Source organism: Rothia sp. HMSC061C12 (genome assembly GCF_001815755.1).
Lineage (GTDB): Bacteria > Actinomycetota > Actinomycetes > Actinomycetales > Micrococcaceae > Rothia > Rothia mucilaginosa.
This window is the reverse complement of record NZ_KV821872.1, coordinates 118,252-137,629: the sequence shown is the minus strand read 5'-3', so window position 1 is coordinate 137,629 and position 19,378 is coordinate 118,252. Positions and strand designations below refer to the sequence as shown.

General features: G+C 58.8%; 16 protein-coding genes and 1 tRNA gene. 12 read left to right on the top strand and 5 right to left on the bottom strand.

Annotated elements, in window-relative coordinates:
* Window positions 1-155: 155 nt before the first annotated feature.
* The 6 genes from HMPREF3055_RS06780 (at window position 156) to ilvA (ending at window position 7,525) form a co-directional block, all read left to right on the top strand.
* Entirely contained in the window at window positions 156-1,541 is a 1,386-nt protein-coding gene (locus tag HMPREF3055_RS06780) for an NAD(P)/FAD-dependent oxidoreductase (protein WP_049341518.1), read from the top strand.
* Between the two features lie 260 nt (window positions 1,542-1,801).
* Window positions 1,802-1,875 (top strand) — tRNA-Leu (locus tag HMPREF3055_RS06775).
* A 605-nt stretch (window positions 1,876-2,480) separates the two neighbouring features.
* Window positions 2,481-3,365 (top strand): Cof-type HAD-IIB family hydrolase, encoded by an 885-nt coding sequence (locus tag HMPREF3055_RS06770; protein ID WP_070738662.1) that lies wholly within the window; start codon window positions 2,481-2,483, stop codon window positions 3,363-3,365.
* A gap of 197 nt (window positions 3,366-3,562) precedes the next feature.
* Window positions 3,563-4,591 carry a Bax inhibitor-1/YccA family protein gene (locus HMPREF3055_RS06765; protein WP_070738660.1) on the top strand — a complete coding sequence of 343 codons (1,029 nt, stop codon included), beginning with the start codon at window positions 3,563-3,565 and terminating at the stop codon, window positions 4,589-4,591.
* A gap of 172 nt (window positions 4,592-4,763) precedes the next feature.
* Window positions 4,764-6,038 (top strand): AI-2E family transporter, encoded by a 1,275-nt coding sequence (locus tag HMPREF3055_RS06760; RefSeq protein ID WP_070738657.1) that lies wholly within the window; start codon window positions 4,764-4,766, stop codon window positions 6,036-6,038.
* 233 nt (window positions 6,039-6,271) lie between these two features.
* A complete protein-coding gene (gene ilvA, locus HMPREF3055_RS06755) occupies window positions 6,272-7,525 on the top strand; it encodes a threonine ammonia-lyase (RefSeq protein WP_070667094.1) in 1,254 nt (417 codons plus the stop codon).
* A gap of 171 nt (window positions 7,526-7,696) precedes the next feature.
* Here ilvA and greA read toward each other — a convergent pair whose 3' ends face one another.
* The gene (gene greA, locus HMPREF3055_RS06750) at window positions 7,697-8,194 is read right to left on the bottom strand and encodes a transcription elongation factor GreA (protein WP_049346797.1); all 498 of its coding nucleotides are present in this window, start codon (window positions 8,192-8,194) and stop codon (window positions 7,697-7,699) included.
* 415 nt (window positions 8,195-8,609) lie between these two features.
* Here greA and mca point away from each other — a divergent pair, with 415 nt between their 5' ends.
* The 5 genes from mca (at window position 8,610) to HMPREF3055_RS06725 (ending at window position 13,635) form a co-directional block, all read left to right on the top strand.
* Window positions 8,610-9,581 (top strand): mycothiol conjugate amidase Mca, encoded by a 972-nt coding sequence (gene mca, locus HMPREF3055_RS06745; RefSeq protein ID WP_070738655.1) that lies wholly within the window; start codon window positions 8,610-8,612, stop codon window positions 9,579-9,581.
* Window positions 9,582-9,861: 280 nt separating this feature from the next.
* Complete coding sequence (gene uppS / locus HMPREF3055_RS06740) at window positions 9,862-10,671, top strand: polyprenyl diphosphate synthase (RefSeq protein ID WP_070738653.1); 810 nt, start codon at window positions 9,862-9,864, stop codon at window positions 10,669-10,671.
* Between the two features lie 113 nt (window positions 10,672-10,784).
* Window positions 10,785-11,312 carry a prepilin peptidase gene (locus HMPREF3055_RS06735; RefSeq protein ID WP_049346792.1) on the top strand — a complete coding sequence of 176 codons (528 nt, stop codon included), beginning with the start codon at window positions 10,785-10,787 and terminating at the stop codon, window positions 11,310-11,312.
* A 127-nt stretch (window positions 11,313-11,439) separates the two neighbouring features.
* Entirely contained in the window at window positions 11,440-11,946 is a 507-nt protein-coding gene (locus HMPREF3055_RS06730) for an NUDIX hydrolase (protein WP_070614673.1), read from the top strand.
* A 417-nt stretch (window positions 11,947-12,363) separates the two neighbouring features.
* Window positions 12,364-13,635: an MFS transporter gene (locus HMPREF3055_RS06725; protein WP_246824612.1), complete on the top strand. Its 1,272-nt coding sequence runs from the start codon at window positions 12,364-12,366 to the stop codon at window positions 13,633-13,635.
* Window positions 13,636-13,767: 132 nt separating this feature from the next.
* Here HMPREF3055_RS06725 and HMPREF3055_RS06720 read toward each other — a convergent pair whose 3' ends face one another.
* Both HMPREF3055_RS06720 and HMPREF3055_RS06715 read right to left on the bottom strand, forming a co-directional pair.
* A complete protein-coding gene (locus HMPREF3055_RS06720) occupies window positions 13,768-15,174 on the bottom strand; it encodes a class II fumarate hydratase (RefSeq protein WP_049338717.1) in 1,407 nt (468 codons plus the stop codon).
* 224 nt (window positions 15,175-15,398) lie between these two features.
* Window positions 15,399-16,118 carry a carbonic anhydrase gene (locus tag HMPREF3055_RS06715; RefSeq protein ID WP_070688354.1) on the bottom strand — a complete coding sequence of 240 codons (720 nt, stop codon included), beginning with the start codon at window positions 16,116-16,118 and terminating at the stop codon, window positions 15,399-15,401.
* A 419-nt stretch (window positions 16,119-16,537) separates the two neighbouring features.
* On the opposite strand from HMPREF3055_RS06715, the gene glpX reads away from it, so the two are divergent.
* Complete coding sequence (gene glpX, locus HMPREF3055_RS06710; RefSeq protein ID WP_049352101.1) at window positions 16,538-17,545, top strand: class II fructose-bisphosphatase; 1,008 nt, start codon at window positions 16,538-16,540, stop codon at window positions 17,543-17,545.
* Between the two features lie 164 nt (window positions 17,546-17,709).
* Here the strand turns inward: glpX and HMPREF3055_RS06705 are convergent, their stop codons facing one another.
* Both HMPREF3055_RS06705 and purE read right to left on the bottom strand, forming a co-directional pair.
* Window positions 17,710-18,711 (bottom strand): lipid II:glycine glycyltransferase FemX, encoded by a 1,002-nt coding sequence (locus HMPREF3055_RS06705; protein ID WP_049346785.1) that lies wholly within the window; start codon window positions 18,709-18,711, stop codon window positions 17,710-17,712.
* A 19-nt stretch (window positions 18,712-18,730) separates the two neighbouring features.
* Entirely contained in the window at window positions 18,731-19,369 is a 639-nt protein-coding gene (gene purE, locus HMPREF3055_RS06700; RefSeq protein ID WP_049346784.1) for a 5-(carboxyamino)imidazole ribonucleotide mutase, read from the bottom strand.
* Between the last annotated feature and the right edge of the window lie 9 nt (window positions 19,370-19,378).

The following is a 19,378-nucleotide window of genomic DNA, read 5'->3' as shown; positions in this document are numbered from 1 at the left end:
AGGCTCGTGCTGCTAGCCACTTCGCGTTGCGTAGGACTTCCAGAGCGAGCCACTTTGTACGTCAGGGGAGCTTTCGGAACGAGCCGAAAGTTGCACATACCACCCTACTGAAGGGCTACCAAACCTTCGGTACCTAAAGACTAGGAAGTAACAAAATGGCATTCACTAAGGTGGCACAGGACCGTCCTCGCGTCCTGATCGTCGGTGGCGGCTACGTCGGCTTCACCGTTGCTAAGAAGATTCAGAAGGCTATCAAGGAGACTGGTGGCGTCGTCACCATCGTTGAGCCGAACCCCTACATGACTTACCAGCCCTTCCTCCCCGAGGTTGCAGCAGGTTCCATGGAAGGCCGTAACGCAACTGTGCCGCTGCGCCAGCACCTGCGCGACACCGAGCTGATTCCCGGCCGCGTTGTCTCCATCGACCACGCAAACCGCACCGCTGTTGTTGAGCCTACCGACAACGGTGAGCCCTTCGAGCTGAAGTACGACGAGATCGTCCTCGGCGCAGGCGCTGTGACCCGTGCATTCCCGATTCCGGGTCTGGCAGAGGTTGCTATCGGTCTGAAGACCATTGAAGAGGCAGTCTCCGTTCGTAACTGGGTTCTGGACCGCATCGAGGTTGCATCCATGCTGTCCGACGCTGAGGCACGCCGCCGCGCCCTGACCTTCGTTGTTGTTGGTGGTGGCTTCGCTGGTGTTGAGACCATCTCCGAGCTCGAGGACATGGCACGCGTTGCTGTGGAGCGCAACGAGCGTCTCTCCGTTTCCGACCTGCACTTCGTCATGGTTGAGGCTGCACCGCGCATCATGCCCGAGGTTCCCGCAGACCGTGCAGAGAAGGTTGTTGCAGAGCTGCGTGCACGCGGCATCGAGATTCTGCTGAACACCTCCCTCTCCGACGCAACCGACGGCAACCTGCAGCTGATCAACATGGCTGACAAGTCCCCCGCAGGCGAGATCAAGACCGACACCCTGATTTGGACCGCAGGTGTGGCAGCATCCCCGATGCTGAAGAACACCGACTTCCCGATTGACGAGCGTGGCCGCGTTCGCGTGGGTGCAGACCTGCGCGTCACCGGCGACGACGGCGTGGTCGAGGGTGCTTGGGCTGCAGGCGACAATGCGGCTGTTCCGGATCTCTCCGGTGGCGGCGTGGGCGGCTTCTGCGTTCCCAACGCTCAGCATGCTTCCCGCCAGGCTGTTGTTCTGGCTAAGAACCTGCTGGCTGCCCGCCGCGGCGAGCCCCTGACCGACTACTACCACGAGACCATCGGTGTTGTGGCAGGTCTGGGCCTGTGGAAGGGCGTTGCAAACTTCAAGGGCAAGACCATTGGCGGCCCGCTGGCATGGATCATGCACCGCGGCTACCACGGCTCTGCAATCCCCACCACCGAGCGTACCGTTCGCGTTATGACCACCTGGGCTCTGAACCAGATCTTCGGTCGCGACACCTCCTCGATTCGCCACCAGCGCTCCCCGCGCCTGGCATTCCAGGAAGCAACCGGTACTGCACCGGCACGCCAGAAGGCAAAGCTCTAAAATAGCCTGACTTAGGGGTATGCCCCCTGAGATAGCGCACTTGAGATAAAGCAAAGGGCGGTGTGGAAGACCTTAGTCTTCTGCACCGCCTATTTTGCGCCTGGGTGCTTGCGAGCTGTCTAGCTTAGCCGCTCACCAGTGCTTTTGCGTGAGGCTTGCTACGGCGGGGTGCGGGGAACTGTTTGAAATGTGTTTCTGCTTAGGTTCGGGTGCGTTTTCGTGGAATAATAAATATTTGTGTCCCGGACTGTTCGGGATGCGCCCTCATAGTCCAATTGGCAGAGACAGAGGACTTAAAATCCTTGTGTTCTGGGTTCGAGTCCCAGTGGGGGCACGGTATAGACATGCGTAGGCGTGCGGTATAGATAGGCGGCGGCTCTTCCCGTGGGGGAGGGGCCGCCGTTTGCGTATCTGGGATTTTGTGGTGTGTTTCTTAGAGTTAAAAGGCGATGCCCCCGACCCATACTATCGGGGGCATCGTGGAGTGGTGGTGCGGTTTACCGCATTCCGCGCACTCTCTTCACCGCGGATAGAAGAGCTCGTCCTCTGCCGGAATCAGGACGGCTGGCGGTGAAGTCTGGTGAACCTGCAGGTGATTGCCTGCCTCGGTCATGTGTGGAGGCAGGAGGCGGTTCAAAGCTTACTTGCGGCGCGCGGTCACGAGCGCGTCGATGGAGAACTTGCCTGCGCCGCTGTATTTCGTGGTGTTGTTCATGCCTTCAAGCTTGACAAGTAAAGTTTTACACTTCAAGTAAGTCTAGTTTGTGGAGAAAAAGAGTGCAAAACAGGGGGTTTAGATGACGTTTTGTGACGGGGCTCCACGCCCTAAAACACCCGCGAACCGTCTTCCGGAGCTCAAAAAACGTGAGACCCTATAAAGAGACACAGCCACAGACGCACCCCTGCCTGAACGGGGGAGCAGAGTCAGAAAGGCACAGCATGCAGACTAAACCCTCCATCATTGCCGTCGATATGGACGGCACCTTCCTCACCGACTCCAAAACCTTCGACACCGAACGGTTCGCGCGCATCCTGCCCCGCCTGCAGGCGCATGGAATCCACTTCGTCGTGGCGAGCGGAAATACCCATGCCAAGCTACAGGACTATATGCGCGGTTTCGAGGACCAGGGCCTCACCTACATTGCTGAGAACGGCGCGTACCTCGCCGATGACAGCGGTCAGCTTGCCGTGCATCCCTTTGAGGAAGAGGATATCCCGCGCATTATTGAGGTAGTGCAGGGGCTGGACCAGATCGGTCTGCTGGTGTGCACCACCGAGGGTATTTACCTGCCCAAGGATCGTTGCGATCAGATTGTGCACATGATTCGCGGCTATTTTGAAGACACCGGTCAGGAGCTTCCCGAAACCCTCACCCTGGAGGACTTTGCGGCGTTCTTCTTCCCCGGCTCGGTCATGGTTGACTCTATTGAAGATTTTGAGGGTGCACCCATTAAATTCCCGCTGCTGACCCCGCCAAAGCAGACGCAGCAGCTGAGCGTCTACCTGCGCGAGGCTCTTCCGCAGACCGTCACCCCGATGGTGAGTGGCTTCGGTGCCATTGACCTGGTGCGTACCGGTGTCAATAAGGCGACCGGTCTGAAGGACCTATGCGAGCGTCTGGATGCTGATCCGGCGGGCATTCTTGCCTTCGGTGACGGTGAGAACGACATGGAGATGCTCCGCTACGCGGGCTGGGGTGTTGCTATGTCTAACGCCCCGGAGGTTGTGCGAACTGCTGCTGACGAGGTGATTGGCTCGAACGAGGAACAGGCAGTTCTGGAGTATCTGGAGCAGCTCCTTGATCGTTTGGAAGCTTCGCACTAGACGCTTCACAAAGAGACGCGCAGAAGCCTTTGCATGCGGGGCGGCGCGGGCCTGGGTGAACCTCAGGTAAACACCGCCCTGAAATATTCTGGCAAGGTCGCTAGAAGCCCATGCTGGTAACGAACAGCGCCCGTGAGCACAGAATCTATCCGATATAATTAACAGAATTAGTTTTGTACCCGTTTAAGGAGAGAAAGATGGCGGGAAACCCGCTTCTGAATTCAATGACGAAGAATGTCACTCAGGGTGACTCTCGTTTCGGTCGCTTTGGTGCGCAGTCTCAGCAGAACAACCAGCAGGCGTACGGTCAGCAGCAGGGCTACGGCCAGCAGACTTACGGTCAGTACGGTCAGCAGTCCTACGGCCAGTACGGCCAGCAGGGCTACGGTCAGAATGCTTACGGCCAGCCCCAGTATGGTCAGCAGGCGCAGTACGGCCAGCAGCCCTATGGCCAGCAGTATGGTCAGCCCCAGTACGGTCAGCAGGCACAGTACGGCCAGCCGTACGGTGAGGCTGACTACGGCGTAGCAGCCCCCACCTACTCGGAGCCCATCCCCGCCGGTGAGCGCCTGACCATGAACGATGTCTTGGTTAAGACCGGTATCAACCTGGGCCTGGTCGCTGTCGGTGCCGCTGTTGCATGGAATGCACCGGTGCTGCTGCTCCTGGGCATGGTTGGCGGTCTGGTCCTGGGTCTGGTGAACTCCTTCAAGAAGAAGGTTTCCCCGATTCTGGTCATGACCTACGCGCTCATGGAAGGTCTGCTACTCGGTGGTCTGTCCGCTGTTGTGGATATGCGCTACCCCGGCGTGGCAGTTCAGGCGGTTCTGGCAACCCTCGTGGTTGCGGGTGTGACCCTGGCTCTCTTCGCCAACGGCAAGATTCGCACCACCCCCAAGCTGAATAAGATTTTCATGATTGGTGCGCTCAGCTACCTGGGTTACGGCCTGGTGTCCATGCTGACCGCGGGTATCTTCGGTTCCTCGCTGAACAGCTTCTCTATTGGTGGTATTCCGCTGGGCCTGGTGGTTGGTCTGTTCGCTGTTGCGCTGGCAACCTACTCGCTGCTGCTGGACTTCACCACCACCTCCGAGGCTGTGGAGGCTGGCCTGCCCGAGCGTGAGTCTTGGCGCCTTGCTTTCGGCCTGACCGCTTCTCTGGTCTGGCTGTATGTTGAGATCCTGCGTGTTCTCATGTACCTGGCAAGCATCTTTAGCAACGACTAAAGCTCACTTTGAGGCGGCGGTACCGTGATGGTGCCGCCGCCTTTGCCGCTTTACTTCCCCGATGTATCGAGGCGCAGGGGAGGGGCGCAACAACATCACCACATACCGCCTCCGCTGGGGCAGCCGAAGCTGCCCCGCGCGGGCGCGACACCGATAACGAGTTGGAGACACCGTGAAAATTACACCTGTTGCAGAAGAGCATGTAGCCGAGGAGGAGCGCGGCTACCGGGTGCCTTTTGCTATGGAAGTTGCTGGTGCTTGGGCGTGGCGCATCATTATGATTGCCGGTGCCGGTTGGATCCTTTGGAAGGGCCTGGGGCACGTCTCCCTGCTGGTTATTTCTCTTCTGGTGGCTCTGCTGCTGGCGGCTCTGCTGAGCCCCGCCGTGATGCTTCTGCGTAAGAAGGGCGTTCGTGCCGGTGGCGCGGCGGCTATTGCCGAAATCGGTATGATTCTGGTGCTCGCCGGTATTATTTCGCTGACCGGTCAGCAGATTCTGCGCGGTTTTGTGTCCATGGCGGATAAGGCGATGCAGGGCTACCAGCAGCTGATTGGTTGGCTGAAGAACCTCGGCTACGAGTTCGGTGCAGACCAGCTGAACCAGCTGCTGGAACAGATGGAGAGCGCTGTAACCAATAACCCCAGCTCCGTGCTGCACGGTGTGTCTCAGGTGGGTTCGACTGCGGCTGAGGTTGCAACCGGCACCCTGCTGACCCTGTTTACCCTGGTCTTCTTCCTGATGGAGGGTGAGCGTATCTGGCTGTTCGTCACTCGCCTCTTCCCGAAGGACGCGCGTGCCGCAGTCAACGGTGCGGGTCGCGCGGGTTGGAAGTCCCTGGGTGCGTACGTGCGCGTTCAGATTCTGGTGGCGGCTATTGACGCTATCGGCATCGGTATTGGTGCCGCAATTCTGGGTGTTCCGCTGGCTATCCCGCTGGGTGTGCTGGTCTTCCTCGGCTCCTTCGTTCCGGTGATTGGTGCCCTCATTTCCGGTGCTGTGGCTGTGCTGCTGGCGCTGGTTGCTCTGGGCCCGGTGCAGGCGCTGATTATGCTCGGTATTGTTCTGCTGGTTCAGCAGCTCGAATCCCACATTCTGCAGCCGCTCATTATGGGTAAGGCTGTCTCCCTGCACCCGCTGGCGGTTATTTTCTCGGTGGCTGGTGGATCCATGATTTTTGGTGCGGTGGGTGCTCTGTTCGCTGTGCCGACTCTGGCTGTGGTCAACGCGGTGGTGCGTTACCTGGCGAACCGTGACTGGGAGAAGGAAGCACCTCGTGAGGAGGAGTTCCTCTTCCCGCACGAGGTGGCTCGCCGCGAGCAGGCTGAGGAGAAGGCCCAGGAACGGCAGGAGAGCGTCAAGAATCTGGCCTCCCGGGTGCCGAGCCGTCAGAAGGCTGAGGAGCCTGAGAACCAGGCTTCCGAGGCTTCGGACTCCTCCGAAGACTAGGGGCCTGCATCGAGCGGGAGGTTTTGGCGTAGGGCACCCCGCCACCCTCGATAACGCACCGCTAACTCGTCCCGGCGATACCGCCGGCCGCGATGCCGTCTACGGCGGTGTCTCGCCAGGGGGCTACTTGCGACCGGGTAGCCCCCTTCGCTGTACCCATCCTCTAAAATGGGATGAGCAATACATCACCATCCCGCGCCCGCGGGACAACGCACCGTCAGAATGGAAAACCCGTGAGCGTAGATCTCGACTCCCTGCCCGTGACCATTACCGATATTGAACGTGCCGCAGAGCTGCTCGAAGGCGTTATTGAACGCACCCCCGTCGCTCATTCGCGTGCGCTGAGCCAGCGCCTCGGTTCAGAGGTTTTCTTCAAGTGCGAGAACCTGCAGCGTGCCGGTTCCTTCAAGGTGCGCGGTGCGTACGTGCGTATGGCGAAGCTTTCTGAGGAGGAGAAGAAGCGCGGCGTTGTGGCTGCGAGCGCGGGTAACCACGCTCAGGGTGTGGCTCTGGCTGCTGACCGTCTGGGCATTAAGGCCCGTATTTATATGCCGCTGGGTGCGGCGCTGCCGAAGATTACCGCGACCCGCGATCACGGCGCTGAGGTTGAGCTGCACGGCGTGACCGTGGATGAGGCTCTGGCGGAGGCGAAGCGCTACGCCGAAGAGACCGGCGCGGTGTTCGTGCACCCCTTCGACAATGAAGACATTATTGCCGGCCAGGGCACTATCGGTCTGGAAATCCTGGAGCAGGTTCCGGACGTTGACACCGTGATTGTGGGTGTTGGCGGCGGCGGTCTGCTTGCTGGTCTGTCCGCTGCTATCCGCGCGAAGGAGCAGAAGCTCGGTAAGAAGATCAAGATTATTGGTGTTCAGGCGGAGCACGCGGCGGCGTACCCGCTGTCGCTGGCTGCGGATGCTCTGGTGCCGCTAAAGAAGGTTTCCACCATCGCTGATGGTATTGCGGTGGGTCGCCCCGGCCAGATGCCTTTCTCCATCATTAAGGAGCTGGTAGACGATGTGGCGACCGTGAGCGAAGACGATATCGCTCGCGCCCTGATCTTCCTGATGGAACGTAACAAGCTTGTGGTGGAGCCTGCCGGTTCGGTACCCGTGGCGGCGCTGATGAACGGCAAGCTGAAGGAAGAGTACGGCGACCTGGGTACGGTCGTGTGCGTGCTCTCCGGCGGCAATATTGACCCGATGCTGATGCTGAAGGTGATTCAGCGCGGTCTGTCTGCGGCTGGCCGCTACATGACCGTGAAGATGATGCTTTCTGACCGCCCGGGTGAGCTGGCGACCATCTCCCGCATCATCTCTGAGAACGACGCGAACGTGACCGGTGTGGACCACACCCGCGTGGGTGGCTCGCTCTCCATGGGTGACGTGTCGATTACGATCGATATGGAGACCAAGGGTGTGGAGCACTGCCGCCAGGTTATTTCTGCCCTGGAGGATGCGGGTTTCAAGCCCATCATCGTCTACTAAGCCGATATATTTATTAGCCGACGAACTATAGTGTTGCCTCGAATCGGAAGGGTGGAGGCAACCAGATAGGCGCAAGCAGGCAGACAAAAAACAGTGCGGGGTGCTGACCGTTATAGTCAGCACCCCGCACTGTTTGTTTTAAATCTAGCGCTGTCTCTTAGCTCTAACTTCTTAGCCCAGGTAGGGGGTTGCGGAGATAATCTTGGCGCTCAGTTCCTTACCGTTCGGAGCGGTGTAGGTGACCTCGTCACCCTGCTTAGCGCCCATAATTGCGGCACCCAGGGGGGACTTCTCAGAGAAGACCTTCAGGTCGCTACCTGCAGGCAGAGTGTCCTCAATTTCGCGGGAGCCGAGCAGGAACTTCAGGGTGCGGCCAGCAACCTCAGCTTCGATAACCATGCCGTGTTCTACCACGCCGTCGTCAGCGGGAGTATCGCCGATGTGCGCGGTTTCCAGCAGGTGCTTGAGCTGCTTGATGCGTGCCTCGTTCTTAGCCTGCTCGTCACGTGCAGCGTGGTAGCCGCCGTTCTCGCGGAGGTCACCCTCATCGCGTGCCTGCGCGATGCGGTCAACAATTTCCTGGCGGTACGGGCCGGAGAGGTACTCCAGCTCCTGGGTGAGGCGGTCGAAGGCGTCCTGAGTGAGCCAGGCACCGGTGTTTTCAGCCATGCGTGTCCTTTGCTTATGCGCCGGCGTTGCCGGTGCGAAACGAATAAACCCGCTACCGTGCGCCAAAGAAAAGGCAAGGAGGCGGTAACGGAATGAATCAACAGACCTATTCTAGAGCACCGGAGGATTTTCGGCTGTTACGCCGGTCGTATCTTCCCCTCTGAGCGCATCTTCGTTGGTACGCACGCCGGTAGCTGAACGCTCCGCCAGTATCTGCCTGTTTCTTGCCCGTGAATCTGCTGGTAGGGCGGGGTGTTTCAGGATGTCACACGGCGTCATCTGCGCTAGTGCACCGGCGCTATCCTTGGGTATCATACGAGAAGCTACAACCGTAAAATTTCTGCCGTGTAGCGCTCGCATTTGCGAGTCACAGACACATCATCGACCCCTGGCGCATCATCTAAAGGAGACCACCGTGAGCGAAGCCATTGAACAGCTGAAGGCAAACCTGCCGACTCACCCTCCCGTGGACTCCCTCAAACCGCTGGAGGAGGACTACACCGGTCTGCGCATCCTCGCGGTGCACGCCCACCCGGACGACGAGTCCTCCAAGGGCGCCGGTACCGCCTCGGCGTATATTGCCCGTGGTGCCCGCTTCATGGTGGCGACGATGACCGGCGGCGAGCGCGGTGACATCCTGAATGAGGAGATCGCTAAGAGCCCGCGTGCGCACCGTGACCTGCCGGGTCTGCGCCGCGCTGAGATGGCGGCTGCCCGCGAGATTATGGGTATTGAACACCGCTGGATTGGCTTCTTCGACTCTGGTCTGCCCGAGGGCGACCCCATGCCGCCTCTGCCCTTCGGTAGCTTCGGTACCATGCCCCTGGACCGTGCCGCCGCGCCGCTCGTGCGTCTGGTGCGTGAGTACCGCCCGCACATCATCATCACCTATGACGAGATTGGCGGCTACCCGCACCCTGACCACATCATGACCCACAAGGTTGCCGTGGAAGCATTCGAGAAGGCAGGCGACCCCGAGGCGTACGTGGGTGAGGGTGAGCCCTGGACCCCGCTGAAGCTCTACTACGACCGCGCATTCAACCCCGAACGCACCCTCGCCCTGCACGAGCATCTGCTCGATACGCACGGTGAGAGCCTGCTGAGCGGCTGGATTGAGAACATCGCGCACCGCGCTTCCTCGGGGGAGGCGCCTCGCCACGAGACTACGACCCGCATCCTGGTTCACGAGCACTTTGAGCAGCGCGATCAGGCTTTGCGCGCGCACGCCTCGCAGGTGGACCCGAACGGCGTGTTCTTCGCCGTTCCCAGTGAGAAGCTGAAGGATATTTGGCCCTGGGAGGACTACACGCTGGCCGCCTCGCACGCTGAGGTTCAGCTGCCCGAATCTAGCCTGGACGAGGGCCTGAGCGACTACTACGTTATCTAGGCTGGGGTGCATCGCCCCGCGCGTTACAATGATGCCCTTCACCCACGATATGAGTCGTAGGTGAAGGGCATCATCCATTCTTAGGCGCGCGATGCGTGCAGCCCCTGTGCACAACCCCGAACGCCGCCACCAGATGCCACAAATTTTGAGCCGATTCTCAGCCCAACCGTGATGCCGATTGCCGCGAAGGTACGGCGCGGCGGCGTAGAATAAGAGCTTGGACTCTTTCGTTATGAGCCCGCTGAATTATCTGCCACGACAGCCGAATGAGGTATGAGCTATGAGCGCCAACGCCCTGCCCGTGATTACTGTGCACGGCCACGCCAGCAACCCCGGCACTGTCACTGAGCCTACCGTCTATGAGCAGGCTCTGGCGCGCTCGCTGAGCCCCGAATCCCTGCCGGCACATATTGGAGTGCTGGTGGACGGTAACCGCCGCTGGGCGGCTCAGCGCGGCTTGAGCACCCGTGAGGGCCACGCCGCCGGTGCGGAGCGGATTATTGATTTTTTGGCGTGGTGCACTGAGCTGTCGATTCCGCAGGTGAGCCTGTACATGCTCTCCACTGAGAACCTGAAGCGTCCGGAGAAGGAGCTGACCGGTCTGGTTGCTGTGATTGATGCGTTCCTGGTGCGTCTGGTGGGGTCTGCCTGCGGCCCGGTGCGCGCCATCGGCAATATTGACCTGATTCCTCGCCAGCTACACGAGCGCCTGGACTGGGCGATTGAGCAGACGGCGCACCTGCCCGGCGTTCGCGTGAACATTGCGGTCGGCTACGGCGGTCGCCAGGAGATTGTGGACGCAGTCCGTTCGGTTCTGCGTGAGGCCGCCGCTGAGGGTGCCTCCTTGGAGTCGCTTGCTGAACAGCTGAGCGTTGAGAACATTTCTTCGCACCTGTACACCGCCGATATGCCCGACCCGGACCTGCTGATTCGCACTTCGGGTGAGCAGCGCCTGTCCGGTTTTATGACCTGGCAGAGCGCGTATTCTGAGTTTTATTTCTGCCGTGCCCTGTGGCCGGATTTCACGCGCGTTGATTTTCTGCGTGCCCTGCGGGATTACACGAACCGTTCCCGCCGCTTCGGCTCTTAGAAGCTTCCTAGAGGCTATGGGTCTAGCGCCGTCGGATTGTGTTTCTCGGCTGGTAGCCTCCGGTAGTACAGGTTCCAACGTTACAGCCTCCAGCATTACAGAATGGACGTTCTATGCTCGCTGAGCTTTCCCGCCTCTACAACGCAGGCGGCGCCTCCACGATTGCCGCTCTGGTGCTCGGTAGCTACCTGCTGTATTTTTTGTGGTGTGCCCTGCGGCTGTGGCGTATTGACGTGCGGGAGCACCGCCTGCCGCACCGCATCCTGATTCCTTTGGCTATTGCCACCTATACGGCGCTGCCGGTGTCTTTGCTTTTTGCCGGTCGCCCCGCCGATATTTGGCGTGTGATTGGTGCCGGTCTGGTGCTGTGGTTCTGCTACCTGCTTCTGCGTATCCTGTCTTTTGGCGCGCTGGGCCGCGGGGATGTGAAGCTTGCCGGTATTCTGGGCGGCGTGCTCGGGTACCTGTCCTGGGCGAATCTGGGCTGGGCGTCGCTGGTGACGTTCCTTGCCGGTGGTCTGGTGTCTTTGGCTCTGGTGCTGTTTACGAAGGCGCGCGGTAGCACCCGCATTGCCTTCGGTCCGTTTATGCTTCTGGGTGCGCTGGTGGCGTTGGCGGCTCCGGCGTATTCTCTGTGGTAGATTCCGAAGTAGGGTAACCGTCCGGCTAAGTGGCGGGCTCGTTCTTCGTGCGGCTCGCGACTGTTCGCTCTGCTCTCTAGCACCTATTTCTCGGCGGAACTGCCGGGGCTTTTGAAAGGTTAATGTTATGCCTACTCCTCCCTATATCCGTAAGCTGCGTGAGCAGATTGGATCGGATTACCTGTGGCTGTCCGGTGCGACGGCTGTGGTGTACCGTGAGCAGGATTCTAAGGTGCTACTGGTGCGCCGTAGCGATAACGGGGCGTGGACCCCGATCACGGGCATTGTGGACCCGGGGGAGAGCCCTGCACTGACCTGCCTGCGTGAGGCGCAGGAGGAAGCGAACGTGCAGATTGAGGTGCTGGAGCTGGCGCAGGTGAAGGCTGACCCGCCGATGCAGTTCGGTAATGGTGACCGCTGCCAGTTCTTGGATCATACGTTCTTGTGCCGCTGGGTTTCTGGTGAGGCGAAGGTGAATGATGAGGAGTCTTCGCAGGTGCGTTGGGTGGATGTGTCTGACCCGGCGGAGCGTGCGTTGCTTTCGGAGCGGATGCTGGACCGTATTGATGCGGCGCTGAACTATGACGGCCACTGCCGTTTTGGTTTGGAGTCGGTGCCGCCGGAAGAGCTCTAGACCGGTTACTGGGGATGAGTAAAAGCCGCCGAATGAGGCACATAGATACAGAAGGAGGGGCGACCCGCCGTCATGGCGAGTCGCCCCTCCCAGTATTTTTATGACAGTTTGTTACATGTTATTGGGTGGTTCTTCCTGTTTTTCTGTGGGAGTGGGGGACTGGAAGCCTAAAGGTTGCCGTGGTTTTATTTTGTTTTTGTCTTATTTACCTTAAGTTGCGTCTGTGTATCGAGTTATGAGTGGTTTGCATGAGATGCTTTATATATGACACGGGTTACATTGGGAGTGACGGCCCCGTATTAGTCAGTAACCCGAGAAAGATTCGTTCACGTGATGTTCTGGTGAGCGTAGTCGCTTTCCTTTTACTCTGCCTATAAATCTTTAAGGCATGCCATTTTTCTGTGAACTAGGCTCATTGTGTTCATCGCAATTCTTGGGCGCTATTTTGATGCGTCCTGGAAGGAGCAAAGCATGACAACACATAAAATACCCTGGAGAATCTACGTAGCCCTTATTGGCTCTCTGGTAGGTACAGGAATATATTCCTTCGCCCTACCCATCGCGATTCTCGCTAGTACAGGCGAAATTGGGTTGGCTGGCGTAATGGCGGTAGCCATGCAAATCCCCAATATCGCCTTGGCATATCCACTAGCAACCCTATCTGATAGTCTGCCTCGAAAACCTATGATTGTGATTGCCGGGGCAGTAAACATCCTCAGCATCCTTACCTTGGCGTTGATGATTGAGCAGCATATGCTGTCATGGTTCACCATCGCCGCACTAGGATTTGTGAGCGGTGTCTTCTCCGAACTGGCTGCTGCCTCAGAAGCAGGATATATTCCGCAGCTTCTCGGACGAGAAAACCTTCTTTCGTACAATGCACGTCGTGAAATTTGCGAGGGAATATCCGCAATCATTGCACCCCCTACAGCAGGATTTATTGTTCTTGTCGCGGGTGCAACGGTCGGTCTTATCGTCCCGGTGCTCCTTTTCGGAGCGGCAACTATTTCATACGCAACGTTGCCATCCGTAGAGATGGAAACTAAAACTGAGCAACGCGAAACCGCACAACATGGGTTTATTCACCGCATGTTTGACGGTATCCAATACATGTTCTCCGGCGCCCCACAGAGACTTATCCTTGTCTACACGTTCTTCTTAGCGGCAGCTACGGCATCGTATTCACTTATCATTATTTACCGTCTGTATGAGGAACTCACTTTTGAAGCCTCAGTGGTAGGCATGATTATGGCCTGCAGCGGTATCGGTGGTATCGTCGCGGCGCTCATCATCGATCGTTTCCTCTCTTTCGAGAACACGCGAGGAATGCTACTGGTCGCTAACGTCGTATCCCTGCTCGGAATACCGCTCGTCACCGTCAGCAATAACCCTGTAGTGCTCGGAGCCTTGCTCTTCATCCTGGACGTAGGATGGGCATCAGCTTTCATCTTCTCCAACAATCTGCGTGACTGCATTACACCGAATGAGCTACTGGGGCGTGCCAGCTCCCTTGACGGTGCCGTGTTTGGGTTAGGAACGCTGTACTCCATGGGTGCGGTAGCACTGATGCTCGATCATCTCGGCTCCTTCAACGCTGCGCTTGTCGTCAGTATCCCGGCTGTACTCTGCCTCATCTACACGCTGGTCCACTATAAACAATTCAAAGTGTTCAATATCGTTGAACAATAGTGAGAACCCGCTACCCACTTAATGACGGGGCGGAGAACATATACAGAAGGAGGGGCGACCCGCCGTCGTGGCGAGTCGCCCCTCCCTCTATGGTTAAGCCGCGAACCTCAGAGGAGGTTCAGGCGGGTGAGATTAGAAGTTGCCCAGCATCTTGGTGACGTCCAGAGCTGCATCCAGCTGCTCCTCAGTCACTTCGCCGCGCTCCACATAACCCAGAGCCACAACTGCCTCGCGGACAGTCACCTTGTGAGCCACCGAGTACTTAGCGATCTTTGCAGCAGCCTCGTAACCAATCAGCTTGTTCAGCGGGGTCACGGTCGACGGCGAAGCCTCAGCCAGGAATCGGCAACGGTCAACATTAGCGGTCAGACCGTCAATCATCTTCTCAGCCGAAACACGAGAAACATTAGCGAGCAGGCGGATCGACTGCAGCAGGTTAGCAGCCATCACCGGGATACCCACGTTCAGCTCAAACGCGCCGTTAGTGGAAGACAGAGCAATGGTTGCGTCGTTACCGATGACCTGAGCGGCAACCATGATGGTAGCCTCACAAATCACGGGGTTGACCTTACCGGGCATGATCGAGGAGCCGGGCTGCAGATCGGGGATGTGCAGCTCGCCCAGGCCGGTGTTCGGACCCGAACCCATCCAGCGGATGTCGTTGCTGATCTTCATCAGGCCGTACGCCAGGGTGCGCAACTGACCGGAAACCTCAATCAGGCCGTCACGGTTAGCCTGAGCCTCGAAGTGGTTACGAGCCTCGGTCAGGGGCAGGCCGGTCTCCTCAGCGAGCAGCTCAATCACGCGAGCCGAGAAGCCGTCCGGGGTGTTAATGCCGGTACCCACAGCGGTACCGCCCAGGGGAACCTCAGCCACGCGGGGCAGGGAAGCGTTCACACGCTCAATGCCGTAACGCACGGTTGCGGCGTAGCCGGAGAACTCCTGGCCCAGGGTGATGGGGGTTGCGTCCATCAGGTGGGTACGGCCCGACTTCACAACGTCCTTGAACTCTGCGGACTTGCGCTCCAGGGACTCAGCGAGCACCTCCAGAGCGGGAATCAGGTCCTTCACCAGAGCCTCGGTCACAGCAACGTGCACGGAGGTGGGGAAGACGTCGTTGGAGGACTGGGAAGCGTTCACGTGGTCGTTGGGGTGAACCTCAATGCCCTTGGACTCCAGGGAACGGGTTGCCAGGGTTGCCAGAACCTCGTTCGCGTTCATGTTCGAGGAGGTACCGGAACCGGTCTGGAAGACGTCAATGGGGAAGTGGGCGTCGTACTTACCGGTTGCTACCAGATCCGCTGCGTCGCGGATAGCCTGGGCGCGCTCAGCGTCGAGCACCTTGAGTTCCTCATTGGCGGTCGCGGCTGCCTTCTTCACGAGGGCAAGCGCACGAATATGGGCGGATTCGAGGGTCTGACCCGAAATCGGGAAGTTCTCGACTGCGCGCTGGGTCTGTGCACGGTAGAGTGCATCAGCCGGAACGCGAACTTCGCCCATGGTGTCATGTTCAATGCGGTATTCAATGTTTTCAGCCATATCTCTAGGATAGGCGTTCAAAGTGGCTTACGTCGCCTCGAAAAGGTGTCAAAAGAGGAAAAACGCTCATAAATTTTGAGGCGTGAGAAGGCGCGTAAAAACCCCGCCCCGGTAGATGTGCGAACATGCTACCGTGGCGGGGGTATCCCATAGAAAAATCTGTTGTTAAGTGCGAGCATGTGGGTTCTCGCGCTAAGGCTCGTAATGAGCGGAGAAGAGGAAACCTAGTCCAGGTTCTCCGCAACCACAACGCGCGGGGGAGTCTTCACGACCACCGGAAGCGCCTGAGTCGGCGGGTTCTGCGAGTCGTTCTTCTCCTCCGGCAGGGTCAGATCCTGCGAACTGAACACCAGCTCCGCCTTACCCTCCTTCAGATGGTAGAAGACACCAATCACGGCGACCTTACCCTCAACCACCGCATCCGAAATGATGTGGGACTGCTCAATAATGCGGATGGCGGTCTGGCGGGTGTGCTCACGCACCATGTCGTTGACGACCGGGTTCTCCGGCAGCTTCGGGGACATCACCGAGGGCAGGATGTGCTGCACCAGGTTACGGATGAAGCCGTGCGGCATCTCACCGGACTCCAGGGACTTGCTGGCCGCAGTCACAGCACCGCAGGAGTCGTGACCGAGAACCATCACGATAGGGGTCTCAAACTCATCAACCGCGTACTCCAACGAACCGAGCGCCGCGTTCTCCAGCACATGACCGGCGGTACGCACCACGAACGCATCGCCCAGGCCCAGATCAAAAATAATCTCTGCCGCGAGGCGAGAGTCACCGCAACCGAAAATCGAGGCGAACGGGAACTGACCCGATGCCAGGTCGGTACGGCGAATCGTGTCCTGGTTGGGGTGCTCGTTGCTACCCTCAACAAAACGGCGGTTACCGTCCTTCAGACGCTTCCATGCTTCTGCGGGAGTCGGTTGGATGCCAGCCATGTGATGCTCCTTAGCGGACAAATACAGATAACGCGTGCCGTCGGAGCCAGCGAATCTGCGAACGAGTATGTGGGGCTTCAGGCGCTCGCACTGAAGCTCAGCTCCTTGCCCCGGGAGCCTCCCGGAGAAAGAACCTACCTCAAATATGCCTTAAATATGCGAAAAATAGCTAGTTTGGCGCGCCTTTACAACACCCAAAATCAGCGCCTCAGAGCGTATGAAGTGTCGAAGAGAGACGCAGCCCTCACCAATTTGCCGCATCTGCTCACCTTAAAGTCAACACGCACGCAAACTCGTTCAGAACAAGAAAAACGAAGCCTGCGCGCGCTATCCTGAAAGGAGCACTACTGCGTCGGCGACTTCGTGCTGGAAAGAACCAGCCAGCCGACGGTGTATTCAGAAATCTCGAAGGTGAGTCTATGACTACGAACAACAACCACGGCGATCGCAACCTCGCAATGGAACTGGTCCGCGCGACTGAAGCTGCAGCAATTGCTGCAGGCCCCTGGGTCGGCGCAGGCGAAAAGAACCTCGCAGATGGTGCAGCCGTAGACGCAATGCGTTACCGCCTCTCCACCGTCAGCTTCAACGGCACCGTCGTCATCGGTGAAGGCGAGAAGGACAAGGCTCCCATGCTGTACAACGGCGAAAACGTCGGCGACGGCTCCGGTCCCTCCCTCGACGTGGCGGTTGACCCCATCGACGGTACCCGCCTGACCGCACTCGGCATGGACAACGCCCTCTCCGTGATTGCTGTGGCAGACGGTGGCACCATGTTCGACCCCTCCGCAGTGTTCTACATGGAGAAGCTGGTCACCGGCCCCGACGCCGCAGAGTTCGTGGACCTGCGCCTGCCCGTCAAGCAGAACCTGCACCTGGTCGCTAAGGCTAAGGGCAAGAAGGTCAGCGAGCTGACCGTATGCGTGCTGGACCGTCCCCGCCACGCCAAGCTGATTCAGGAAATCCGCGAGGCAGGTGCTCGTACCCGCATCATCCTCGACGGTGACGTTGCAGGTGCTATCGCAGCCTGCCGTGAGAACACTGGTGTGGACCTGATGCTCGGCACCGGCGGCACTCCCGAAGGCGTTGTCGCAGCCTGCGCTATCAAGGCAACCGGTGGCGTCATCCAGGGCCGCCTGGCACCGACCGATGACGCAGAGCGCGAAAAGGCACTGGAAGCCGGCCACGATTTGGACCGTGTGCTGACCACCAACGACCTGGTCACCAGCGATAACTGCTTCTTCGCCGCAACCGGTATCACCGACGGCAAGTTGCTGCGCGGCGTTCGCTACGGCAAGAACACCGTGACCACCCAGTCGCTGGTCATGCGTTCCTCCTCCGGTACCGTCCGTACCGTCGAGGCTGAGCACCGCCTCTCCCGCCTGCGCGAAATCCTCGCACAGACCAACAGCCCCGAAGATCAGTAATCTTCGCCCCCGCAAGGGCTGAGGAGCCGCGCTAAGACTCCTCGAACATTGCACATACATACGCGCAGGAGCCGCCCCCACCGAAGAACTCGGTGGGGGCGGCTCCCTCATGTATTTAGCTTTTAGTTCTCAGAGTGCTCCCGGTAAGGGCGCGTCTGAACCCGTTAGCGAGAGCGGAAAGACTGAACCTTCGCCTTCGCCTTCGCCACAGCATCACGAACAGCCGGACGAGCCTTGTACGCCAGCGTGTAGGCGCGGTAGCCCAGCGAGGTTACCGGAACATCCCAGGTACCCGGGTACTCCACAGACTCGCCGCCAAAGGACTTCTTGAACTTCGTGAAACCAGCCCACTCGTGATCCGGCTGATCCTCCGGCGCAATACCGAAGAGGTCAACGTACTTCAGACCCTTGCGCTTAGCGTCCAGGATAAAGTTCGTCACCACCACAACACCTGCACTAAGGTTGCGGTGCTCAAAAGAAGCCGCAGCGTGCGCGTAGGTGCGGGTGTCATCCGAATCGTACACAAACGCCGCCGCAATCGGGGTGCTCTCACCGTTCTCATCGGTCAGCTTCGCAATGTACAGGGACGCCGCACCGGCGGGCATCAGCACACGAGCAACCTGCATCAGGTACTCATCCTGCTGACGGTTAAAACCGTTACGGTCCGCGGTTTCCTCGAGGAAGCCGAAGAGAATCGTCATATCCGAGGGATTGGTCGACACCTCAACGGTCACGCCCTTTTTGTGGAGATTACGATGACGATTACGGTAACTGGAGCTCATTCCCTTGAGGATTTCGTCCTCAGTGCCCGAAAGATCAATAATCTGAGTGTGCGAAGGCTGCACCTGGCGAGGAGCCAGAACCGCACCGCGACGAGCCAAGAAAGCAGCCGCATCCTGATCGCCCCAAATAGCGGATTCAGTAGGCTCAATGCGCACAAACAGGCAACGAAGCTTCGCGGCCTCTTCCTTCAACGACGCGAGAGCCTCATCAAAAGCCACAGCGCTGGAGGCGACCGGTCCGTACGGGCTGTACAGGTAGCGGCCGGTAGCGCCGCCCTCAACGGTTGCAAGGTACGACCAGCCGTTACCGCTCTTACGAATTACGGTGTGACCATTAGATTCCTGAAAACGTGCCCAAATATCGGACTGAAGAATATTGCTCATCCTTCTAGTGTATCCGAGCTTAGGGAACGTAAGCCTGGGGCTCCGACGACGCTTCGGGAGCGGAAGCGGGGCGGGGTGCGGAGGAGCTTTCCTCCGCCTCGCGCTCAGCGGCTGCCTTAGCCTTTGCATCAGCAACGCGGGTGCGCAGAGCCGCGCCCTTGTCCATGGCGCTCTGGCGCAGATCCTGAGAGAACTGACGCAAATCAGCATGAACCTGCTGAGCGAATGCGTCAGTACCCGAACCCAGAATACGCAGAGCCAGCAGACCCGCATTGCGAGCACCGTTAATGGAGACGGTAGCTACCGGAACACCGGCGGGCATCTGAACAATCGACAGCAGTGAGTCCATGCCCTCGAGGTTCTTCAGACGTACCGGAACACCAATCACGGGCAGAGCGGTCACGGAAGCGAGCATACCGGGCAGGTGAGCGGCGCCGCCAGCACCAGCAATAATCACGCGGATACCGCGGCTGTGAGCCTTCTTGCCGTACTCAATCATGTCCTCGGGCATGCGGTGTGCAGAAACAACATCAGCCTCGTAAGGGATGCCGAACTCGTCCAGAACCTCGGCTGCGGCCTCCATGACCGACCAATCCGAATCCGAACCCATCACAATGCCAACAATAGGCTGGGAAGAATCATAGGGAGACTGAGACATAATCCTCAT

Excerpts from the sequence above, each read along its gene's own strand:
- HMPREF3055_RS06705 (WP_049346785.1), bottom strand. The coding sequence starts at position 18,711 with ATGAGCAATATTCTTCAGTCCGATATTTGGGCACGTTTTCAGGAATCT.
- HMPREF3055_RS06780 (WP_049341518.1), top strand. The coding sequence starts at position 156 with ATGGCATTCACTAAGGTGGCACAGGACCGTCCTCGCGTCCTGATCGTC.
- greA (WP_049346797.1), bottom strand. The coding sequence starts at position 8,194 with ATGGCTGAAAACACCGGTGCCTGGCTCACTCAGGACGCCTTCGACCGC.
- HMPREF3055_RS06720 (WP_049338717.1), bottom strand. The coding sequence starts at position 15,174 with ATGGCTGAAAACATTGAATACCGCATTGAACATGACACCATGGGCGAA.
- HMPREF3055_RS06715 (WP_070688354.1), bottom strand. The coding sequence starts at position 16,118 with ATGGCTGGCATCCAACCGACTCCCGCAGAAGCATGGAAGCGTCTGAAG.
- purE (WP_049346784.1), bottom strand. The coding sequence starts at position 19,369 with ATGTCTCAGTCTCCCTATGATTCTTCCCAGCCTATTGTTGGCATTGTG.
- uppS (WP_070738653.1), top strand. The coding sequence starts at position 9,862 with ATGAGCGCCAACGCCCTGCCCGTGATTACTGTGCACGGCCACGCCAGC.
- HMPREF3055_RS06765 (WP_070738660.1), top strand. The coding sequence starts at position 3,563 with ATGGCGGGAAACCCGCTTCTGAATTCAATGACGAAGAATGTCACTCAG.
- HMPREF3055_RS06770 (WP_070738662.1), top strand. The coding sequence starts at position 2,481 with ATGCAGACTAAACCCTCCATCATTGCCGTCGATATGGACGGCACCTTC.
- HMPREF3055_RS06730 (WP_070614673.1), top strand. The coding sequence starts at position 11,440 with ATGCCTACTCCTCCCTATATCCGTAAGCTGCGTGAGCAGATTGGATCG.
- glpX (WP_049352101.1), top strand. The coding sequence starts at position 16,538 with ATGACTACGAACAACAACCACGGCGATCGCAACCTCGCAATGGAACTG.
- HMPREF3055_RS06735 (WP_049346792.1), top strand. The coding sequence starts at position 10,785 with ATGCTCGCTGAGCTTTCCCGCCTCTACAACGCAGGCGGCGCCTCCACG.